This is a genomic window from Providencia sp. Me31A, from assembly GCF_050487165.1.
In the GTDB taxonomy this organism is placed as follows: domain Bacteria; phylum Pseudomonadota; class Gammaproteobacteria; order Enterobacterales; family Enterobacteriaceae; genus Providencia.
Genome location: NZ_JBKQGZ010000005.1, coordinates 163,992 through 183,393, shown reverse-complemented (window position 1 = coordinate 183,393; position 19,402 = coordinate 163,992). Strand labels below are relative to the sequence as shown.

Annotated in this window: 13 protein-coding genes; 7 read left to right on the top strand and 6 right to left on the bottom strand. The window is 39.7% G+C overall.

Features of this window, described 5'->3' with window-relative positions; translation table 11 throughout:
- Window positions 1-336 precede the first annotated feature (336 nt).
- The 5 genes from ACLPIE_RS05955 to ppsR form a co-directional block, all read right to left on the bottom strand.
- Window positions 337-1,155: a heme/hemin ABC transporter substrate-binding protein gene (locus ACLPIE_RS05955; protein ID WP_430260566.1), complete on the bottom strand. Its 819-nt coding sequence runs from the start codon at window positions 1,153-1,155 to the stop codon at window positions 337-339.
- Between the two features lie 15 nt (window positions 1,156-1,170).
- Entirely contained in the window at window positions 1,171-2,220 is a 1,050-nt protein-coding gene (locus tag ACLPIE_RS05950; RefSeq protein WP_430260564.1) for a hemin-degrading factor, read from the bottom strand.
- 119 nt (window positions 2,221-2,339) lie between these two features.
- A complete protein-coding gene (locus ACLPIE_RS05945; RefSeq protein ID WP_430260562.1) occupies window positions 2,340-4,472 on the bottom strand; it encodes a TonB-dependent receptor domain-containing protein in 2,133 nt (710 codons plus the stop codon).
- Between the two features lie 354 nt (window positions 4,473-4,826).
- Entirely contained in the window at window positions 4,827-5,876 is a 1,050-nt protein-coding gene (locus ACLPIE_RS05940) for a 3-deoxy-7-phosphoheptulonate synthase (RefSeq protein WP_430260560.1), read from the bottom strand.
- 124 nt (window positions 5,877-6,000) lie between these two features.
- A complete protein-coding gene (gene ppsR / locus ACLPIE_RS05935; protein WP_430260558.1) occupies window positions 6,001-6,834 on the bottom strand; it encodes a posphoenolpyruvate synthetase regulatory kinase/phosphorylase PpsR in 834 nt (277 codons plus the stop codon).
- 284 nt (window positions 6,835-7,118) lie between these two features.
- Between ppsR and ppsA the strand changes: the two genes are divergently transcribed.
- Window positions 7,119-9,497, top strand: coding sequence for a phosphoenolpyruvate synthase (gene ppsA / locus ACLPIE_RS05930; RefSeq protein ID WP_430260556.1), 2,379 nt, complete (start codon window positions 7,119-7,121; stop codon window positions 9,495-9,497).
- A gap of 690 nt (window positions 9,498-10,187) precedes the next feature.
- On the opposite strand, the gene ydiK is transcribed toward ppsA, so the two are convergent.
- Window positions 10,188-11,303: an AI-2E family transporter YdiK gene (gene ydiK / locus ACLPIE_RS05925; protein ID WP_430260554.1), complete on the bottom strand. Its 1,116-nt coding sequence runs from the start codon at window positions 11,301-11,303 to the stop codon at window positions 10,188-10,190.
- A 257-nt stretch (window positions 11,304-11,560) separates the two neighbouring features.
- Here ydiK and ydiJ point away from each other — a divergent pair, with 257 nt between their 5' ends.
- The 6 genes from ydiJ (at window position 11,561) to sufD (ending at window position 19,397) form a co-directional block, all read left to right on the top strand.
- Complete coding sequence (ydiJ, locus tag ACLPIE_RS05920; RefSeq protein ID WP_430260552.1) at window positions 11,561-14,617, top strand: D-2-hydroxyglutarate dehydrogenase YdiJ; 3,057 nt, start codon at window positions 11,561-11,563, stop codon at window positions 14,615-14,617.
- Window positions 14,614-15,030, top strand: a complete 417-nt coding sequence (gene menI, locus ACLPIE_RS05915) for a 1,4-dihydroxy-2-naphthoyl-CoA hydrolase (RefSeq protein ID WP_430260550.1) — start codon at window positions 14,614-14,616, stop codon at window positions 15,028-15,030. The genes ydiJ and menI overlap by 4 nt, the downstream gene beginning before the upstream one ends.
- A gap of 408 nt (window positions 15,031-15,438) precedes the next feature.
- On the top strand, window positions 15,439-15,807 hold the full coding sequence (gene sufA / locus ACLPIE_RS05910) for a Fe-S cluster assembly scaffold SufA (protein WP_430260548.1): 369 nt from the start codon (window positions 15,439-15,441) through the stop codon (window positions 15,805-15,807).
- A 16-nt stretch (window positions 15,808-15,823) separates the two neighbouring features.
- Window positions 15,824-17,323, top strand: coding sequence for a Fe-S cluster assembly protein SufB (gene sufB / locus ACLPIE_RS05905; protein WP_430260546.1), 1,500 nt, complete (start codon window positions 15,824-15,826; stop codon window positions 17,321-17,323).
- Window positions 17,324-17,368: 45 nt separating this feature from the next.
- On the top strand, window positions 17,369-18,115 hold the full coding sequence (gene sufC / locus ACLPIE_RS05900; protein ID WP_369311428.1) for a Fe-S cluster assembly ATPase SufC: 747 nt from the start codon (window positions 17,369-17,371) through the stop codon (window positions 18,113-18,115).
- Window positions 18,090-19,397, top strand: a complete 1,308-nt coding sequence (gene sufD, locus ACLPIE_RS05895; RefSeq protein WP_430260544.1) for a Fe-S cluster assembly protein SufD — start codon at window positions 18,090-18,092, stop codon at window positions 19,395-19,397. Before sufC ends, sufD begins: the two co-directional genes overlap by 26 nt.
- Window positions 19,398-19,402: the final 5 nt, after the last annotated feature.

The window sequence follows — 19,402 nt, the reverse complement described above, 5'->3', positions numbered from 1 at the left end:
AACCGTTGAATTATATGTTCAAATTAATTGAGTAATCTGTTCGATTTTCTTAATCAAGTCAATAATTGAAAAATCATCTGTTGTTATTTTCGCCACAGCTATAACAATTAACAGGATATTCCGAATTGACTGTTCTAATTTTGTTTATCAAAAAAGTAGGATGAAGGGATTCAGCGTTCTATATTTTACACAATGGGATTTTGGGTACTTTTTAAATCAACAAAAAATAAAAGCTGACAGCTTAATCAAGATGTAATGTTTTATTTGATTAGTCGGCCACGAACTCTAATGGGACTTCATGTTTAATTTTTGAGAGGGTTAAGTATTTGCTATCAGCTAGCTGGCTTCTAAAGCTTGCCGGATCTGCAACATAATTTTTGGGGTATTCAGACTAAAACCATACATTTCAATATCATCAATAATAAGTAAGGATTTATTTTTAGCGGCAGGGGTTAAAGAGATGCCCGGTAATCGCCAGAGGCTATCACTACCACCGAGAGATTTAATACTCTCGTGATTAGTGATGATCAAGTCAGGCTGGCTAATCATGAGCATTTCAGGAGACAAGGGGTGGTAATAGTGAAAGGTTGTCATGGCATTTTGGGCTCCAGTTGTACGGATCAAACTATCTGCCGCTGTATTTAATCCAGCAGCTAAAGGCAACACACCGCCTTTATTGACGATGAATAGTACTTTTTTATCAATGGCTGCGGTATTGATTTGGCTAAGTTCTTGCTGGTGTGACGCAATTAGCTTTTCTCCTAGAGCTACTTTATCAATAACTTTAGCGATTGTTTTAATTTTTTCGGGAATGGCTTCTAGGGCAAGTTTACTTGTTATTTTCACCACGCGTACACCGTTATTTTGCACACGTATTAGGGCATTAAACGGTTTTGCTCTTTCACTAGCTAGCACCATTGTTGGTTGTGTAGACAAGATATCCTTAGCATTGAGCGTCTTGATGTGTCCCACACTGGGTAAATGGCGCGCAGATACAGGATATTGGCTATCTGTATCTCGGGCAATAACGTATTCACCAGCATTTAGAGCAAATACAATCTCAGTAATATCACTACCAAGGGTGATAATTCGTTTAGCTATTGTATTTGATGGGATGATAGCAAGGTAGATCACGACTAGAAGCCAATATTTCATGTCAGTAATCTCACATTAGATATGTGGCAAAGCCAATATTTGTTTACACCATTCTATTTGCTCCGGTGTTCCTTCAGAACGTTGACCATACATTTGTATGATTTGGTTGTTCTGTTTATCGAATACTTCTAAGCTAGTCACAAAACCATCTTTTGTTGGCTTTCTCGTCACCCAGCATTCATCAATTTCATTTTCATTAATATGCAAATTCATATTAGTGTTAGAAATGTTTAACCAGTGAGTTTGTGTGTTATCAATGATTAAAGAAGAAGGTTTATTGATTCTTCCTGTGAAAATTTGTACGCACCCTCTGTTGCTAACAAAAAGCATAATCTCATTTTGTATTTGATGTGCTTGTGCAAGTAATGTGGATAATGAATGAGTAGGAACTTGCCATGCTAGCTCTTGACTGACGATACGAAAAACCTGTTGACGGTGTAAATTGTTATTTTTGAGAATAGTGAAAAATTGATGTACATCTTTCATGTCACGCCATTGTTGCTCTATTTGTTGTTTTAGTTCGGCGTTAATTTCTATTTCTAAAGATGGGCTGGTTTTATCTAAACAAAGCGGCGAATTTTCGGGGGATGAATAGAGTGCAATGATATTTTGCCAAGCATCCATATCAGTTTGCTCGGTGGCATAAATTTTATGTAATGCATCTCCATGTTTATCAAAAAACTGAATACTGTGACGAGAGCCTGCTTTTGTTTTTTCTGTTACAGTGAAAATTGAGTCCCATTGAGCAAAAAACATGCGTAGATCTAACTTTCTAGGATTCAAAAAAAGCCCTCCATGATGATGGAGTCGTACATTATCATACTGTCCTGTTTGGATGATCACAGCACAATCATTACGTGTAATTGCTTTTACTGAACCAATAGAAGGCAACATACCCAGTATTTTGACAACATCATTGGATAAGCGCTGTACATTTTCTTGACTAACACGACAGTATAGTAGTTCGGCTTCAGTTATACCTAATAATGATGCTAAATCGCGTGTATGCATCTCTGGGTTTTGGGCTTTTACTTGGAGGTAATCGTTATAACTTCTTGTATTCACAAATGATTTCCTTGTTATTTCAGATGGTTGGTTCAATTTTATTGTGTCGGTTTATTCGCTATTTATAGAGGGTTCAGATGTATAAAAAGAGAGTCCGACATTTCGCATTAATTAATGTATTACCATTTATAATTCACATTGAAATAGAAATTACGACCTTCTCGTGGGACGCCCATTGAAGAGACGTAGTCTTTGTCAAAGACATTTTTCAACATGAGTGTTGAGCTAAGGCCATCAATAAATCGATCAGCGTTATAACTCACATAGAAATCATGTGTGCTATATCCAGCATATTGAATTATCTCTTTTTTATAACGGTTTTTTACTGTATTAGTCGTTGTTTCTACACTGCCATCGAAAGCAGTTTTGGCGGAAAACTCACTAGTCCAGCCTAGAGAAAGGCCTGTTGTACTAATTGGTGCATTGAAACGCACGGTAAGAGTTTCTGGCCGGATAGAGGAAAGGGAGTAATTAGTATCGTCCTCTTGGCCGATGGTTTTATTGTAGTTTACGTTTAAGTCAAACCAGTGTGTTTGGTACTGCAAAAAACCATCAACTCCATAAATAGATGCTCTGGGAATATTGATGTAATAGAGGGTCTTAGGGTAAATCACATCCAGTAGATATTTGTACTTACCAAAGATGACGATATGATCCGTAGCTTTAGTATTAAAATACTGAACTCCCATTTGTAGAGTGCTTCCTGCAAGGATAATGTCATCAAAACTTAAGTTTAAACCTAACTCAGTTGTTTGATTTTTTTCAGGCTTTAAATTTAGGTTGGGAAGAAAATCGGAGCTGATCATGAAGTTTTTAAAATGTAGCGAGTCATTATAGATTTCGGACATTCGAGGTGTTCGGTAACCTTCAGAGTAGGACGCATTAATGGTTAGCCAATATGTAGGCGTCATACTCACTGCAAATCGTGAGGACCAATTAGTGTGCTGATTTTTTGCAAAATTATCTCGAGAGGCTTGGTAAGATGTGAAACGAGTACCCACAGAGAAAGTCACAGGTAAATGCGTTAAAGTGAGGTCATCTGCTAACCAAATAGAGGTATTAGACAATTGGGTGGGTGGAAAACTAGTGGCATATTCATTCGATTTTCGTTGTTCTTGACTGTAACTAAAACCACTTTGAATAAGTTGATTAGCCCATGCATTGATTGGCAAGTTGAAATGGTTAGAAACCGTGGTACCAAAATGAAATTGCTTACGGTGTTCAGTGCTATATTTATTAAAAGTGTTTTTAACTTTAACTAGGTCGAGCTGTTTTAACGTTAGATTAGAATAGTATGCATCCCAGTTACCCTGCCAGTTTAAATTATTATTCAATTCGATTTTTTGATTAACAATGATATCCCATTGACGGCTTTTTCTTCTATGGGGGGAATTGCCATATCGGCTCATATCCGCAGTAATTGTCGGTCTTTTTAGTGTGATGCTATCGTTGCGATAATCTTTTAGTTGCAGTTCTATTTGGTATTTTGGATGTGCGAACCATGTTGCCTTTGCCATCCAGTTCCTTATGTTTTCATCATGATTGAGATTTCGTGCTGCCCTTGCCGTAAAAGAATCCTCTAGTTGTTTCTTGCGTTGGCTATAGCTAAACAAACCGTCAAGTTGTTCGGTGCGACCGTATAAGGATACTCCAGCAAGATAACTATGGTTATTACGGTTAATTCCACTTGTCAGCTTTCCTCCTATTTTTTGATTTGGTTTGAGCAAATCACTGGCATTTATTGTTTTCAATGCGATGACGCCAGCTAAAGCACCACCTCCGTGGTGTAGTGACCCCGACCCTTTATGAACATATACTTTTTTAATCAGTGTTGGGTCAACAAAGGTGGCATCAAATAAGCCTGAATTAAAATCTTGGCTGATATTATCAACGGTAATTTTGACGCCACGATTATCGTAACCTCGCATTTGTATACTTTGCCCATATGTACTTCCTGCACCAGAGACAAAAATGCCTGCTTGTCCTTTAAGTAAGTCAAAGGCTGTACTGGAGGATTGTAATTCTGGGGATTGAGCGTCGATAACATCAATTTTTTCTGCAACCGCGATAGTTTCTATATTTAAACGAGGCTTTGTTACTTGAATAATATCTTTTGTATCCTGATGAGCTATAGCAGATTGATTTACGCTAGCTATAACGAGTGTAGAGGTTAACGTGGTAAAATGTAAAAAATTCTTTTCTGATTTTGCCTGTGAACCACAGATAGATGCAATCATCACTTTAAAATGCATAGGAAATCCTTTTCCGATATTTTAGATTACGTAGGCTGTCTAGATAATTCATCTGGGTGGAATGCTATATATTTGTACGTAACTGACCATTTAATCAGGCCAGTTTATTAGCATAAATTTATGTTAATAAATTTTTATAGATGCCTAACAGGTTATTGAGTTCGTAGTGAGAATTATTATCGTTAGAGTGGGGTGGGTCAAGTTATTTTGGTGGAAAATTTCGTTTTTATATGAATTATTAGCGAATCATTCTTTTGGATTATGTTTTTATATTTATTATATTGTTTTTGATACAAAACCCTTTAGAGGATATGACCACTAAAGGGTTTTGTAATTACATCATAGCGCATAGAATTACTTGAAGCGAGACTCAACGGCTTGGGCGAGTATCTCGATTAACAGTTCTGTATCATCCCAACCAAGGCAAGGGTCTGTGATAGATTGCCCATATACTAAAGGTTGGTCTGCTGTGACTTTTTGAGCGCCTTCCATTAAGAAACTTTCAGCCATTATACCGCTGATAGCGGTAGATCCATCTTTGATTTGTTCCGCAATATCTCGTGCAACTTCGAGTTGGCGGCGATGGATTTTTTGGCAATTACCGTGACTGAAATCCACAACTAAATGTTCGGGAAGCTCAAATTTGCGCAGTTTATCGCATGCCGCAGCTAAATCACCAGCGGAATAGTTTGGTTGTTTTCCTCCACGCATAATAATGTGTCCATGGGGGTTACCGCGGGTTTGGTAGATGGTCATTTGACCATTTTTATCGGGAGATAAAAACATATGTTGTGCTTTGGCTGCCCTGATAGCATCAATGGCAATATTAATATTACCATCAGTGCCGTTTTTGAAGCCGACAGGGCAAGAAAGCGCAGAAGCCATTTCGCGGTGGATTTGGCTTTCTGTCGTACGCGCTCCAATGGCTCCCCAACTAATGAGGTCTGCAATGTATTGACCTGTCACCATATCAAGGAATTCAGTTGCTGTTGCAAGGCCTAGCTGGTTAACTTCTATGAGTAATTTACGCGCTAGACGGATACCTGTATTAACTTGGCAAGAATTATCTAAATTGGGGTCTGAAATTAGGCCTTTCCAGCCAACAACAGTGCGCGGCTTTTCAAAGTAGGTGCGCATAACAATTTCTAAGCGGTTTTGATGGTGCTGTTTTAAGACATTTAGCTTCGTTGCATATTCAATAGCGGCATCAATATCATGAATTGAACATGGGCCAACAATCACCAACAGCCGGGGATCTTCACCAGATAAAATTTGTTCAATGCGCTTGCGTGACGCTGTCACGTTTTCTGCGACAGCTTGAGAAATAGGAAACTCATCAGCGAGAGTTTGTGGTGTAATTAAGCTGTCCACTCTCGTAGTACGTAATTCATCAGTTTTTTGCATTTTTGTTCTCAAAAACTTTAATAGGCACTCGCCATATCAGTGATAAAGATCACAATAAACGAATATGGCTTAATTTCAACCTCCAACGTAAATTGCATGAATAATTTTTTTTATTTTGTATTTATTAAAATATCCGTCTTTGCAAGCCCATGGTATCGATAACTTTGGCTGAAATCTCTTCAACTGAGTAATTGGTTGTATTTAAGTAGTTAATTTTATTCTGTCTAAATAAAGCTTCTACTTCACCAATCTCAATACGACATTGGCGAATAGACGCATAGCGACTGTTTTCTCTACGCTCCTCACGAATAGCAGCTAAACGTTCAGGGCTGATAGTTAAACCAAACAATTTATGAGTATAAGGGCGAAGCGCTGCAGGTAATTGTAAGTTATCCATATCATCTGCGGTAAACGGGTAGTTTGCGGCTTGGATGCCAAATTGCATGGCTAAATATAAGCTAGTAGGTGTTTTACCGCAGCGGGAGACACCGATCAGAATGACTTGAGCTTGGTCTAAATTACGCAATGAAATTCCATCATCGTGAGCAAGGGTATATTCAATAGCTGCAATACGTGCATCGTATTGATTCATATTTTGCATTGATAAGCCGTGGGTGCGATTCAGTTTGGGTTCAGGCTCAAGCCCCACTTCTTTTTGAATTGGGGCAACAAGGCTTTGGACAATGTCTTGGCAAAAACCTGAGCTTTGCGTGATGATGTCTTTAACTTCGGGAGAAATAATGGAATAAAACACTAAAGGGCGTAGTTGAGTTTCATCATATAGCGTATCAATTTTTTGTTTGATTTCTTGTGCGCGGCTAGGGGTGGTGACGAAAGGTAAGGTATAAGAAATGAACGCTAGTGGGAATTGTGAAAGCACTGCATGCCCAAGAGTTTCAGCTGTGATTGCCGTGCCATCAGAAATAAAGAATACCGTTCTTTGTACTTGGTTGTTCATATTGTTTATCGCACCTAGTTTGTTCATTATCTTTTATGTATTTATCATTAGTTTTTTAGAAAGATTATCTTTGTTTAAATTTTAAAAATTAGTTTATAGGGAGAAGTATAGCCATTTATTGACTGATTTTTAGAACAAAAAATTTTTCTTACTTGATGGAACGATTCACCTGTCCATCTTCTTGTAGCGTCTGTGCTAGTCTATTTCACGAGGCGAATTTTCGCCAATAAGATATTTTACGATTTGTACTCTGTCACTAAATTGCTATAAAAGGATCGCTTTCAATGTCCACAAATGGCCTCACTCCGTGTAATGTACTTTGGTATAACCAATTAGGGATGAATGATGTTGACCGTGTAGGTGGAAAAAACGCCTCTCTCGGTGAAATGATCACTAATTTATCTGATCTGGGTGTATCCGTACCTAACGGTTTCGCGACAACCGCACAGGCGTTTAATGATTTTCTGGAGCAGAGCGGTGTAAATCAGCGCATTTATAACCTGCTAGATGAAACGGATATTGATGATGTGAACCAACTAGCTGTAGCAGGTGCCCAGATTCGTCAATGGGTGATTGATACACCTTTTACGAAGGCGTTGGAACAAGATATTCGTGATGCTTTTGCCGCGCTTTCAGAAGGAGAGGTTGACGCTTCATTTGCTGTTCGTTCATCGGCAACGGCGGAGGATATGCCTGATGCATCGTTTGCGGGGCAACAGGAAACATTCCTTAATGTTCAAGGAATTGATGCTGTTCTCGTTGCGATTAAACATGTTTTTGCTTCTTTATTTAATGATCGTGCGATTTCGTACCGTGTTCACCAAGGCTATGACCATCGTGGTGTAGCGCTATCTGCTGGTGTACAAAGAATGGTGCGTTCTGATTTAGCCTCATCGGGTGTTATGTTTACCATTGATACTGAATCCGGTTTTGATCAAGTGGTATTTATCACCTCTGCGTATGGTTTAGGTGAGATGGTGGTACAAGGCGCCGTGAATCCTGATGAATTTTATGTCCACAAACCAACGTTAATTAATAATCGCCCAGCGATTGTACGTCGTACACTTGGCTCTAAAAAATTACAAATGGTCTATGCCAACAGTAAAGAGCACGGTAAACAAGTACAAATTGAAGATGTGCCAGAGGCACTACGCAATCGTTTCTCTTTGCGTGATCACGAAGTTGAAGAACTGGCTCGCCAAGCTTTACAGATTGAAAAACACTATGGTCGTCCAATGGATATCGAGTGGGCTAAAGATGGTCACAATGGGCGTTTATATATTGTGCAAGCAAGGCCTGAAACAGTACGTTCTAATCAGCAAGTGATGGAGCGTTATCAATTAAAACATCAAGGACAAGTTTTAGTTGAAGGGCGCGCAATTGGGCATCGTATTGGTGCAGGAACAGTAAAAGTTATTCATAATTTAAATGAGATGGATCGTATTCAGGCTGGTGATGTTTTAGTTACCGACATGACTGACCCTGACTGGGAACCTATCATGAAAAAAGCTGCTGCCATTGTGACTAATCGTGGCGGGCGTACTTGTCATGCAGCGATTATTGCACGTGAGTTAGGTATTCCTGCGGTTGTCGGCTGTGGTGATGCAACCGACCGTTTGCAAGAAGGTCAAGAGGTGACCGTTTCTTGTTCGGAGGGTGATACAGGATTTGTGTATGACAGCAAGTTGGCGTTTGAAATTCATAGCTCTGAAGTGAGTGATATGCCAAATCTAGATGTCAAAATCATGATGAATGTGGGTAACCCTGACCGTGCATTTGATTTTGCCTGCTTACCTAATGAAGGCGTAGGCTTAGCGAGGCTTGAGTTTATTATCAATCGTATGATTGGTGTTCATCCTAAGGCATTACTTGAATTCGATAAACAATCCCCTGAGTTACAAGCCGAAATACGCGAAATGATGGCAGGCTATGATGACCCTATTGAGTTCTATATTGGTAAATTAACAGAAGGTATTTCAACGTTAGCCGCTGCTTTCTGGCCAAAACGCGTTATTGTTCGTTTATCTGATTTTAAATCCAACGAATATGCCAACTTAGTTGGCGGGGATGTTTACGAGCCAGAAGAAGAAAACCCAATGCTTGGTTTCCGCGGAGCAGGGCGTTATGTATCTGACAGCTTCCGTGATTGTTTTGCATTGGAATGTGAGGCGGTTAAACGTGTTCGCAACACCATGGGGCTAACGAATGTGGAAGTAATGATCCCATTTGTGAGAACGGTTGCACAGGCAGAATCTGTGGTTGCAGAACTGGCAAAACATGACCTGAAACGAGGTGAGAACGGCTTAAAAGTGATTATGATGTGTGAAATACCATCGAATGCTTTACTGGCTGATCAATTCCTTGAACACTTTGATGGCTTCTCGATTGGTTCAAACGATATGACTCAGTTAACATTAGGTCTTGATAGAGACTCAGGGGTTGTATCTGAGCTTTTTGATGAACGCAATGATGCAGTTAAAGCTATGTTGTCCATGGCAATCAAAGCGGCGAAGCGGCAAAATAAATATGTTGGTATATGTGGTCAAGGCCCTTCAGACCATCAGGATTTTGCACAATGGCTAGTGGATGAAGGTATAGATAGTTTATCTTTGAATCCAGATACTGTGGTGCAAACTTGGTTATCCATTGCTGAAAATCAATAAGTTTATTATATATTAATAATAAAGGTCGAATGAGATAAAACTTATTCGGCCTTTTTATTAATTAAAATTACTTATTATTTAGATAGGTGAATATTATTATTTATATTTCTATATTAGATAGAGCGTGATGAATATTTAGGATAAGGTCATTGTTATCATGCAAATTATTCATGCAATGTATAATTTATTGGTTTGCCATAATTAAAGTTAAAGGCGTTAATTGCGAGTAAGCGCTATATAGTACTAACTAGTTATATTAATTAATAAATAGTATCAAAAATTGATCTTGGTCAATATTTTTGAAATGGCAGATCTACTTTAATATGATTGTTTTCCATATTAGTATCTCAGATAAAAAAAAAGCCTATCATGGGCTGACAGGCAAAGACTACACACAGCAATTTGATAATTGAAGTCAAGCCTAAACGAAATTGGCACGACATTCGATATTCATTTAATTCAGTGGCGAGATAATAATTCATTTATATTATACAAGCACTAAGAACACTCTCATTACTAATTTTATTCGGTGTTAATTAAACAGAATTAATTCAATAGATTTATGTTAACATAAATTAGTACAAAAACTAACGTTAGAGTGTTAAATATTGTTTCTAAATATTAATGATGATGAAATATTAATGAAACAGACACTTGTACATTTAACGTGCCTGCTTCATTAACTAAAATCTATTTCTTAATTAAGAACTCTTCTTCGAGGAATTTTTCCGTTTCAGCTAAGTTTTTATCAGGAATAGAGACTTCATTCATCCAAGCTTTTAATAGGCTATATGAAACAGCTAATACAACGGGACCGATAAATAAGCCTATCATACCAAATGATAAAATCCCGCCAATTACCCCAACAAGGATCAGTACCATGGGTAAATCCGCACCCATTTTTATCAACCACGGACGAAGTACTCCATCCATAGTAGCGACAACCGCAGCCCAAACGGCTAGGATAATTCCCCAAGTCGTATCTCCTGTCCAAAATAACCATAGTACGGAAGGGATCATAATTAATAAAGGCCCTAACTGGGCAACACAACAAACAAATAACAGAACAGTTAGAATGGCAGCATAACTAATACCAGAAAGTGCCAAACCGATACCACCAACAATGGCTTGGATTAAAGCTGTAACAACAACACCTAATGCGACAGCTCGAATAGATTGAGCCGCTAATAGTACTGCTGCGTCCCCTCGTATTCCCGCAAGACGAACAGCAAAGTGGCGAATACCTAGCATGACGGATTCGCCTTTAAGGTATAGAAGCCCACTAAATAGCAGCATTAACATCAAGTGAAATACAAACCGCCCAGCGTTAATTGCTTGCGTAGCAAACCAGCCCGCAGCTTGCCCGAAATAAGGCTGAATTTTAGCTAAAAGGGCATTACCACCGCTAGCCACTAAGCTATGCCAAGCATAGTAAATTTTTTCACCAACCATTGGGATGGTGTTTAACCACTCTAAGTCAGGTAACGTTAGACTTGAGGGTGATTTTGCAAGATCAATAAGTGGTGCGCTATTTTGTATGATACTGCCAATTAAAATCCCTAATGGGATAACGAATAGTAATAGTATAAGAAGAACCATTACAAGAGTGGCAGCCCAACGTTTGTGCCATAAGCGCGCTTCGAGTCTTAATAGTAATGGCCAAGTCGCGATGACCATCATTCCAGCCCAAACAAAACCAAGAATAAATGGATTTAGTACCCAAAAACAGGCGGCTATCATTAAAACGATAGAGAGCAGGCCAAAAATAAGTTTGGGGAGATCCAAACGTTGTTGCGATTTTTCCATTAATGAACGATCCTTAACAAATTAAAATTCTGTTTGTGTGGCAAATTTTTAGGTGAAAATAACGTAATTATCTTTCACGGTTAAAAAAAAATAATATTGTGATATGGTTCATTATGACAATGTCATCATCGGTTGTACTGTCTTTACAGTCTATAAGTATAAGCTCTAATAAACCTTAGGCGCTATTGTGCAACTTAAAATAAAGATAGTACATAACGAGTAATGCGAACAGCCAACAACAAGAGTCATCGTTAATAATGATCCCGCGTATATCAGAAACACCTCATCTTAGCCAATTAGTCATCGAATTCTTGCACGAGCTACAAGAACAAGGTTTTACTGGTGATAACGGTACCAGCTATGCTGAACGTTTATCCATGGCCACAGACAACAGCATTTATCAATTACTACCTCAAGCCGTTGTTTTTCCTCGTTCTAGTGCAGATGTACAAATTATCACCCGTGTTGCAGGGAAAGCGAAATATTGTGAACTTAGCTTTACTCCTCGAGGTGGTGGAACAGGGACAAACGGGCAATCCTTAACGGAAGGGATTGTCGTCGATATGTCTCGTTATATGAATCGGATTTTGGAGATAAATCCAGAACAAGGTTGGGTAAAAGTTGAAGCTGGGGTGATTAAAGATCAACTAAATCAATTTTTAAAACCGTATGGCTATTTCTTTTCACCAGAGTTATCAACCAGTAACCGAGCTACACTAGGTGGAATGATCAATACCGATGCATCAGGACAAGGTTCACTAGTTTATGGAAAAACGTCCGATCATGTATTAGGTGTTAAAGCAATGGTCTTAGGGGGCGAATGCTTAGATACTCGGCCTATGCCTATTGCTCTCGCCCAAACGATTGCGTTAGAGGATTCTACCGTTGGGCGTATTTATAAAACAGTTTTAGAGCGTTGTTTGGAACAGCGCCCTTTGATTGAAGAAAAGTTTCCAAAGTTAAATCGATTTTTAACTGGCTATGATTTACGCCATGTATTCAATGATGAGTTAACTGAGTTTGACTTAACTCGCATCTTGACGGGTTCAGAAGGGTCTTTGGCGTTTATCACGGAAGCTACGTTAGATATCACACCGTTACCGAAAGTCCGCAGATTGGTTAACGTTAAATATGATTCTTTTGAGTCAGCTTTGCGTAATGCTCCTTTTATGGTTGAAGCTCAAGCTTTATCGGTGGAAACGGTTGACTCTAAAGTGTTGAATTTAGCACGTGAAGATATTGTCTGGCATTCTGTTAAGTCATTGATTACTGATGTCCCTAATAAAGAAATGTTAGGGTTAAACATCGTTGAATTTAGTGGTGATGATGAAGCTGAAATTGATCAATTAACCCAAAGCTTGTGCCAACGTTTAGATGAGCTGATGGCGAATAATCAAGCGGGGGTGATAGGTTATCAAACGTGTCATGATCTTGACGATATTACGCGTATTTATAATATGCGCAAAAAAGCGGTAGGTTTATTAGGAAATAGTAAAGGTGCCGCGAAACCTATTCCATTCGTGGAAGATACTTGCGTCCCGCCTGAGCACCTTGCTGATTATATTGTAGAATTTAGAGCACTACTGGATAGCCATAAATTGAATTATGGGATGTTTGGCCACGTCGATGCTGGGGTGTTACACGTTCGTCCTGCACTTGATATGTGTGATCCCCAGCAAGAAGTATTAATGAAACAAATTTCTGATGAAATAGTTGCATTAACAGCTAAATATGGTGGCCTACTCTGGGGGGAGCATGGTAAAGGTTTCCGTGCTCAATACAGCCCTGAGTTCTTTGGCGAAGTGTTATACAGTGAATTGCGTAATATTAAAGCGGCATTTGACCCTGATAACCGTCTAAATCCTGGAAAAATATGCCCTCCAGCTGGCCTTGATGCGCCAATGAAACAGGTCGATGGTATCAAACGAGGCACTTTTGATAGGCAAATCCCAATTCAGATGCGTCAAGAATTCCGAGGAGCAATGGAATGTAATGGTAATGGGCTATGTTTTAATTTTGATGTTAAGAGCCCAATGTGCCCATCAATGAAAATAAGTGGCCAGCGGATTCATTCACCGAAAGGTCGTGCAACGCTAGTGCGCGAGTGGCTGAGGCTATTAGCAGAGCAAGGTGTAACCCCAGCTCACCTAGAAAAAGGTATTATTCAGAGCCAATCTTCCTTAAGAGGTTTAATCGAGAAAACGCGCAATACTTGGCGAGCTAAGCAAGGTGACTACGATTTTTCTCATGAAGTGAAAGCTTCAATGGCAGGATGCCTTGCGTGTAAGGCTTGCTCAACACAATGTCCCATAAAAATAGACGTGCCATCATTTAGGGCTAAGTTTTTAGCTTTATATCATGGGCGCTATTTACGCCCAGTACGTGACCATATTGTTGCGAATGTTGAGGCGAGTGCACCTTTGCTTTCCAAAGCGCCAGCTGTGTTTAATTTCTTTTTACGGCAACCGATTGTTCAAAAATTAAGCCAAAAGACTATTGGTATGGTGGACTTACCTCTATTCTCTCAACCCACGTTAAAACAAGAGCTTTCTGGTCATTCCGCGGTGTCGATTACACTCGAGCAGCTTGAAAGTATGTCTGCTTCGCAGCGTGAAAAATATGTTTTAGTGGTACAAGATCCATTTACCAGCTATTACGATGCGAAAGTGGTTGCTGACTTTGTGCGTTTAATTGAGAAACTTGGCTATAAGCCGGTTTTACTGCCTTTTTCACCTAATGGTAAGGCACAACATATCAAAGGTTTTTTAGCGAAGTTTGCTAAAACAGCACGCAAAACCGCAGACTTTTTAAACCGTGTAGCGAAATTAGAACTACCGATGGTGGGTGTCGACCCTGCATTGGTTTTATGTTATCGCGATGAATATCATGAAGTTTTAGGTAAAGAGCTGTGCCAATTTACTGTATTATTGGCTCATGAATGGCTAGTCACACTGCCTGAGCCTGAACACGTTTCAGGCATGAGCTCAGAGCCTTGGTACTTTTTTGGTCATTGTACCGAATCGACGGCATTGCCAAACAGTGCTAACCATTGGGCTAGCCTTTTTGCACGTTTTGGACACAAACTAAATAACGTCAGTGTGGGGTGTTGCGGAATGGCAGGAACCTATGGCCATGAAATTGCAAACCTTGAAAATTCCAAAGGGATCTATAATTTATCATGGAAAGGAGCCATGTCTACTTTACCAAAAGAGCGCTGCTTAAGTTCTGGCTATTCCTGCCGTAGCCAAGTAAAACGCATGGAAAATACGTTAATAAAGCATCCGATTCAAGCACTGTTGGAGATAGTTAAATGATTTGGAAGCGTCAATTTGATTTACAACAATTAGCTGAAATGTCAAAAACATGCATGCTAGGACATATTGGTATTGAAATCACGGCATTTGGTGATGATTACCTTGAAGGAACGATGCCTGTTGATGAACGGACTAAACAACCATTTGGTTTGCTTCATGGTGGCGCATCCGTAGTTCTGGCGGAATCATTGGGGTCGGTTGCTGGTTATTTGTGCACAGAGGGAGAACAGCGAGTGGTTGGTTTAGAAATCAATGCAAACCATGTACGTGCTGCCCGTTCAGGTATTGTTAAAGGTATATGTAAACCGATCCATTTAGGTCGCCGCCAGCAAGTGTGGAATATAGAAATTTTTAATGAACAAGGTAAGCTATGTTGCACGTCTCGCCTCACAACAGCCGTATTATTTGAATAATTAGTGCTACATTGATATGGCTTTTAGATAGTTATTATTTAAAAGCCATATATAACCATTTTTATATTGTGGTCTTAAAGCGATTTCTTTCGTAAATTCGTTTTTTATATGATTAATAAAATTGTATAATAAATGCATCTTTATTAATTTGTGTCATTTTAGTGTATTGTTTAGTACAAAAATCAATAAAAAAAACAGTTTTGTTTATCTTTTATTTTTCAATTAGTTAATCTTTATTTCTTTCCTTTTAGCTTGTTAATTGTACATTTTTAGAGTAAATAATGAGCTAATATAGCTATAACCTCTTAAAACAAATGGTTGAAGTCAAATAGCTAATCATTACCATAGGGTAGACAGAGTTAATCTCCTGATAACAGGCTGAAAAGCCATAAGAAATGTGGGGTCAATATGACTGACGGTGTAGAGACATTTTCATTTGATGAAAACAATTGGCAGGGAGTTAGCCTGACACAAAGCGCTGCAAAACAAATTAAAAAATTGATGGTGCAAAACCCAAATACGAAAGGGCTTTCACTTGGCGTAAAACAGTCTGGCTGCGCAGGTTTCGGCTATGTGTTTGAGATGATCGAAAACCCAACAGATAACCACCTGTTATTTGAACTCGATGGGGCACACCTTTATGTGCCAAAAGAAGCAATGCCATTTATTGATGGCACAGTCGTTGATTTTGTCCAAGAAGGACTGAATCAAATTTTCAAATTTAATAACCCGAAAGCCCAACATGCCTGTGGGTGTGGTGAAAGCTTCGGCGTTTAACATGTGAAGTCAGATTATGTCACAGAGCAATGTAGAAGTTGGCGATGATGTCCAAAGCTGGCTTGATGACCAGCGGTATAAAGAAGGCTTCTTTACGGAAGTCGCAACAGATGAAATGGCAAAAGGGATCAATGAAGACGTGGTTCGTGCCATTTCAGCTAAACGTAATGAGCCAGAGTGGATGCTGCAATTCCGCCTTGATGCCTTTAATCACTGGAAAGGCATGGAGGAGCCGCATTGGCTCAAAGCGCATTATCCAAATCTTGATTATCAGGATTACAGCTATTATTCAGCACCATCTTGTGGTTCGTGTGATGATACCTGTGGTTCCCAAACTGGAGCAACACAAGGTACAGGGGTTGAGCAAACCAATAGCTATTTAACAGCAGAAGTGGAAGAAGCTTTTAATCAACTAGGTGTACCTGTTCGTGAAGGAAAAGCTGTCGCGGTTGATGCGATATTTGACTCTGTTTCTGTTTCAACGACTTACAGAGACGATTTGGCGAAGCATGGCATTATTTTTTGCTCATTTAGCGAAGCTATCCAAGAATACCCAGAACTGGTACAAAAATACTTGGGGACGGTCGTATCGAGTCATGACAACTTTTTCGCTGCATTAAATGCAGCGGTTGCATCAGATGGGACATTTGTTTATATCCCTAAAGGCGTTCATTGCCCTATGGAACTGTCCACCTACTTTAGGATTAACGCGGCAAAAACAGGTCAGTTTGAACGCACAATACTGATTGCAGATGAAGGTAGCTATGTCAGCTATATCGAAGGGTGTTCAGCTCCCGTTCGTGATAGCTATCAGTTGCATGCGGCTGTGGTTGAAGTGATTATCCATAAAGATGCTGAAGTTAAATACTCAACCGTACAAAACTGGTTCTCTGGTGGTGATAGCGAAGAGGGCGGTATTTTAAATTTCGTGACGAAACGCGCCCTATGTGAAGGCGAAAACGCCAAAATGTCGTGGACTCAGTCAGAGACGGGCTCAGCGATTACATGGAAATACCCAAGTGTGATCCTCAAAGGTGACAACTCTGTTGGCGAGTTTTTCTCTGTTGCACTAACCAATGGTAACCAGCAAGCGGATACAGGCACCAAAATGATCCATATTGGGAAAAATACCCGTTCAACGATCATTTCCAAGGGAATTTCAGCAGGTAAAAGCCAAAACAGTTATCGTGGATTAGTCAAAATTTTACCAAGTGCACACAATGCACGCAACTTCACACAATGTGATTCCATGCTAATTGGAACACAATGTGGAGCGCACACTTTCCCTTATGTGGAAGTGAAAAATAACACGGCACAGCTTGAACACGAAGCGACAACCTCACGTATTGGTGAAGACCAGCTATTTTACTGTTTACAACGGGGCATCAGTGAAGACGATGCAATTTCAATGATTGTGAATGGTTTCTGTAAGGATGTGTTCTCAGAGCTGCCATTAGAGTTCGCAGTAGAGGCACAAAAATTGCTGGCGATCAGCTTAGAGCACAGCGTTGGCTGATCCTAATCGAGTTTATTTGCGCTAAAGCGCTAAAGGCATGTAAATATGTTAAGTGTTAAAGATTTACACGTGAGTGTAGAAGGTAATGAAATTTTAAAAGGGTTGTCTCTGGAAGTAAAACCTGGAGAAGTGCATGCAATCATGGGGCCAAATGGCTCAGGTAAAAGTACGTTATCAGCTACATTAGCTGGTCGAGAAGAGTATGAAATTGATAGCGGTTCCGTCACTTTTAAAGGTAAAGACTTATTTGAATTAGACCCTGAAGAACGTGCCGGTGAAGGTGTTTTCCTTGCATTCCAATACCCTGTAGAGATCCCTGGGGTAAGTAACCAATTTTTCTTACAAACGGCGGTGAATGCAGTTAGAGAATATCGTCAACAAGAAGCGTTAGACCGTTTTGATTTCCAAGATTTTATCGAAGATAAAATTAAATTACTGGAAATGCCTGAAGACTTACTGGCTCGATCAGTTAACGTGGGCTTCTCCGGTGGTGAGAAAAAACGTAATGATATCTTGCAGATGGCAGCGCTTGAGCCACAACTGTGTATTCTAGATGAAACAGACTCTGGCTTAGATATCGATGCCCTGAAAATCGTGGCAAATGGTGTGAATTCACTGCGTTCACCAGAGCGCTCATTTATTATCGTCACTCACTATCAGCGCATATTGGACTATGTGAAACCTGACTTTGTCCACGTATTGTATCAAGGGAAAATCATCAAATCAGGTGATTTCAGTTTAGCGAAAAAACTGGAGGAGCAGGGTTATGGCTGGCTTATTGACCAACAGTGAAAGAGCTGAAAAACGTGCTCAAGTTGCTGCATTGAATGAGCAAGCTATGTCACGTTTTGCTGCTTTGTTTGAACAACGTCATGGGGCGAATTCGCAACATGCAGCAACACATTGGGAAATGGCCAAAAAAATCGGGTTCCCTGCTTTTCGTCACGAAGACTGGCACTACACGCCACTAAGTAGCGTGCTAAAAACGGATTATCGCTTCAGCAGTCTAGATGCAACCGAGAAAGATTGTGGGTCATTAGCGCTAGCGATTGACGCATATCGCATTGTCTTAATTGATGGCCGTTATAGCTCAGCATTAAGTTCTATCGATATGGGCCCATTCCAAGTGGCACTGCTTGATAATCAAGATTTGCTGCCATCTCCTGTTAATAGTGAGATTTTCTTGCATTTAACAGAAAGTTTGGCTGTGCAACCGTTAGTGATCCAGTTATCAGCAAATAAAACTGCGGAAAAACCACTTTACTTACTCAATATTTCAAGTGGTGCTCATGATGAAAAAACAACCAATATTAGCCAATATCGTTATCATGTTACTTTAGGGGCAAATAGTAAAGCTCAAGTCATTGAGCATTTTGTTAGTTTAAATGACCAAGCCCATATGACAGGTAGTCGTTTAACCGTAGAAGTCGGTGACAATGCGGATTTTAGCCATTTTAAACTAAATGTAGAAAATGAGCGTGCTCAACACTTTGCGCATAATGACATTGTGGTTGGCCGTGATAGCCGTGTAAAAAGCAGTAGTTTTTTACTTGGAGGCCTATTAACAAGGAACCATAACAGCGCTCGTCTTGATGGTGAAAACAGTGAGCTTGAATTGAATAGCTTATTATTGCCGAAAGATAATGAAATTGTGGACACGAGAACGTATCTTGAACACAACAAAGATTACTGTAATAGCCGCCAACTGCATAAAGTGATTGCAATGGACAGTAGCAAAGCGGTGTTTAATGGCATGATCAAAGTTGCACCAAATGCCTTAAAAACAGATGGGCAAATGACCAATAATACGTTGTTATTGGGCGATAAAGCTGAAATTGATACCAAACCACAACTTGAGATATATGCAGATGATGTAAAATGTGGTCACGGTGCGACGGTAGGTCGAATTGATGACGAACAATTATTCTACATGCGCTCAAGAGGGATTGATGGCAAAGCAGCAAAACATATGATTATTATCGCGTTTGCTGCAGAACTGACAGAATCTATTGAATCGGAAGAGCTAAAACACGCTGTGATGGCAACCATCCGCCAGCGCTTAGCGGAGGTTTAATACCT

Bases quoted from the DNA above. Each gene is read 5' to 3' on its own strand.
- sufD (WP_430260544.1), top strand. From the start codon at position 18,090: ATGGCTGGCTTATTGACCAACAGTGAAAGAGCTGAAAAACGTGCTCAA.
- ppsA (WP_430260556.1), top strand. From the start codon at position 7,119: ATGTCCACAAATGGCCTCACTCCGTGTAATGTACTTTGGTATAACCAA.
- ppsR (WP_430260558.1), bottom strand. From the start codon at position 6,834: ATGAACAACCAAGTACAAAGAACGGTATTCTTTATTTCTGATGGCACG.
- ACLPIE_RS05945 (WP_430260562.1), bottom strand. From the start codon at position 4,472: ATGCATTTTAAAGTGATGATTGCATCTATCTGTGGTTCACAGGCAAAA.
- menI (WP_430260550.1), top strand. From the start codon at position 14,614: ATGATTTGGAAGCGTCAATTTGATTTACAACAATTAGCTGAAATGTCA.
- sufC (WP_369311428.1), top strand. From the start codon at position 17,369: ATGTTAAGTGTTAAAGATTTACACGTGAGTGTAGAAGGTAATGAAATT.
- sufA (WP_430260548.1), top strand. From the start codon at position 15,439: ATGACTGACGGTGTAGAGACATTTTCATTTGATGAAAACAATTGGCAG.
- ydiK (WP_430260554.1), bottom strand. From the start codon at position 11,303: ATGGAAAAATCGCAACAACGTTTGGATCTCCCCAAACTTATTTTTGGC.
- ACLPIE_RS05940 (WP_430260560.1), bottom strand. From the start codon at position 5,876: ATGCAAAAAACTGATGAATTACGTACTACGAGAGTGGACAGCTTAATT.
- sufB (WP_430260546.1), top strand. From the start codon at position 15,824: ATGTCACAGAGCAATGTAGAAGTTGGCGATGATGTCCAAAGCTGGCTT.
- ydiJ (WP_430260552.1), top strand. From the start codon at position 11,561: ATGATCCCGCGTATATCAGAAACACCTCATCTTAGCCAATTAGTCATC.
- ACLPIE_RS05955 (WP_430260566.1), bottom strand. From the start codon at position 1,155: ATGAAATATTGGCTTCTAGTCGTGATCTACCTTGCTATCATCCCATCA.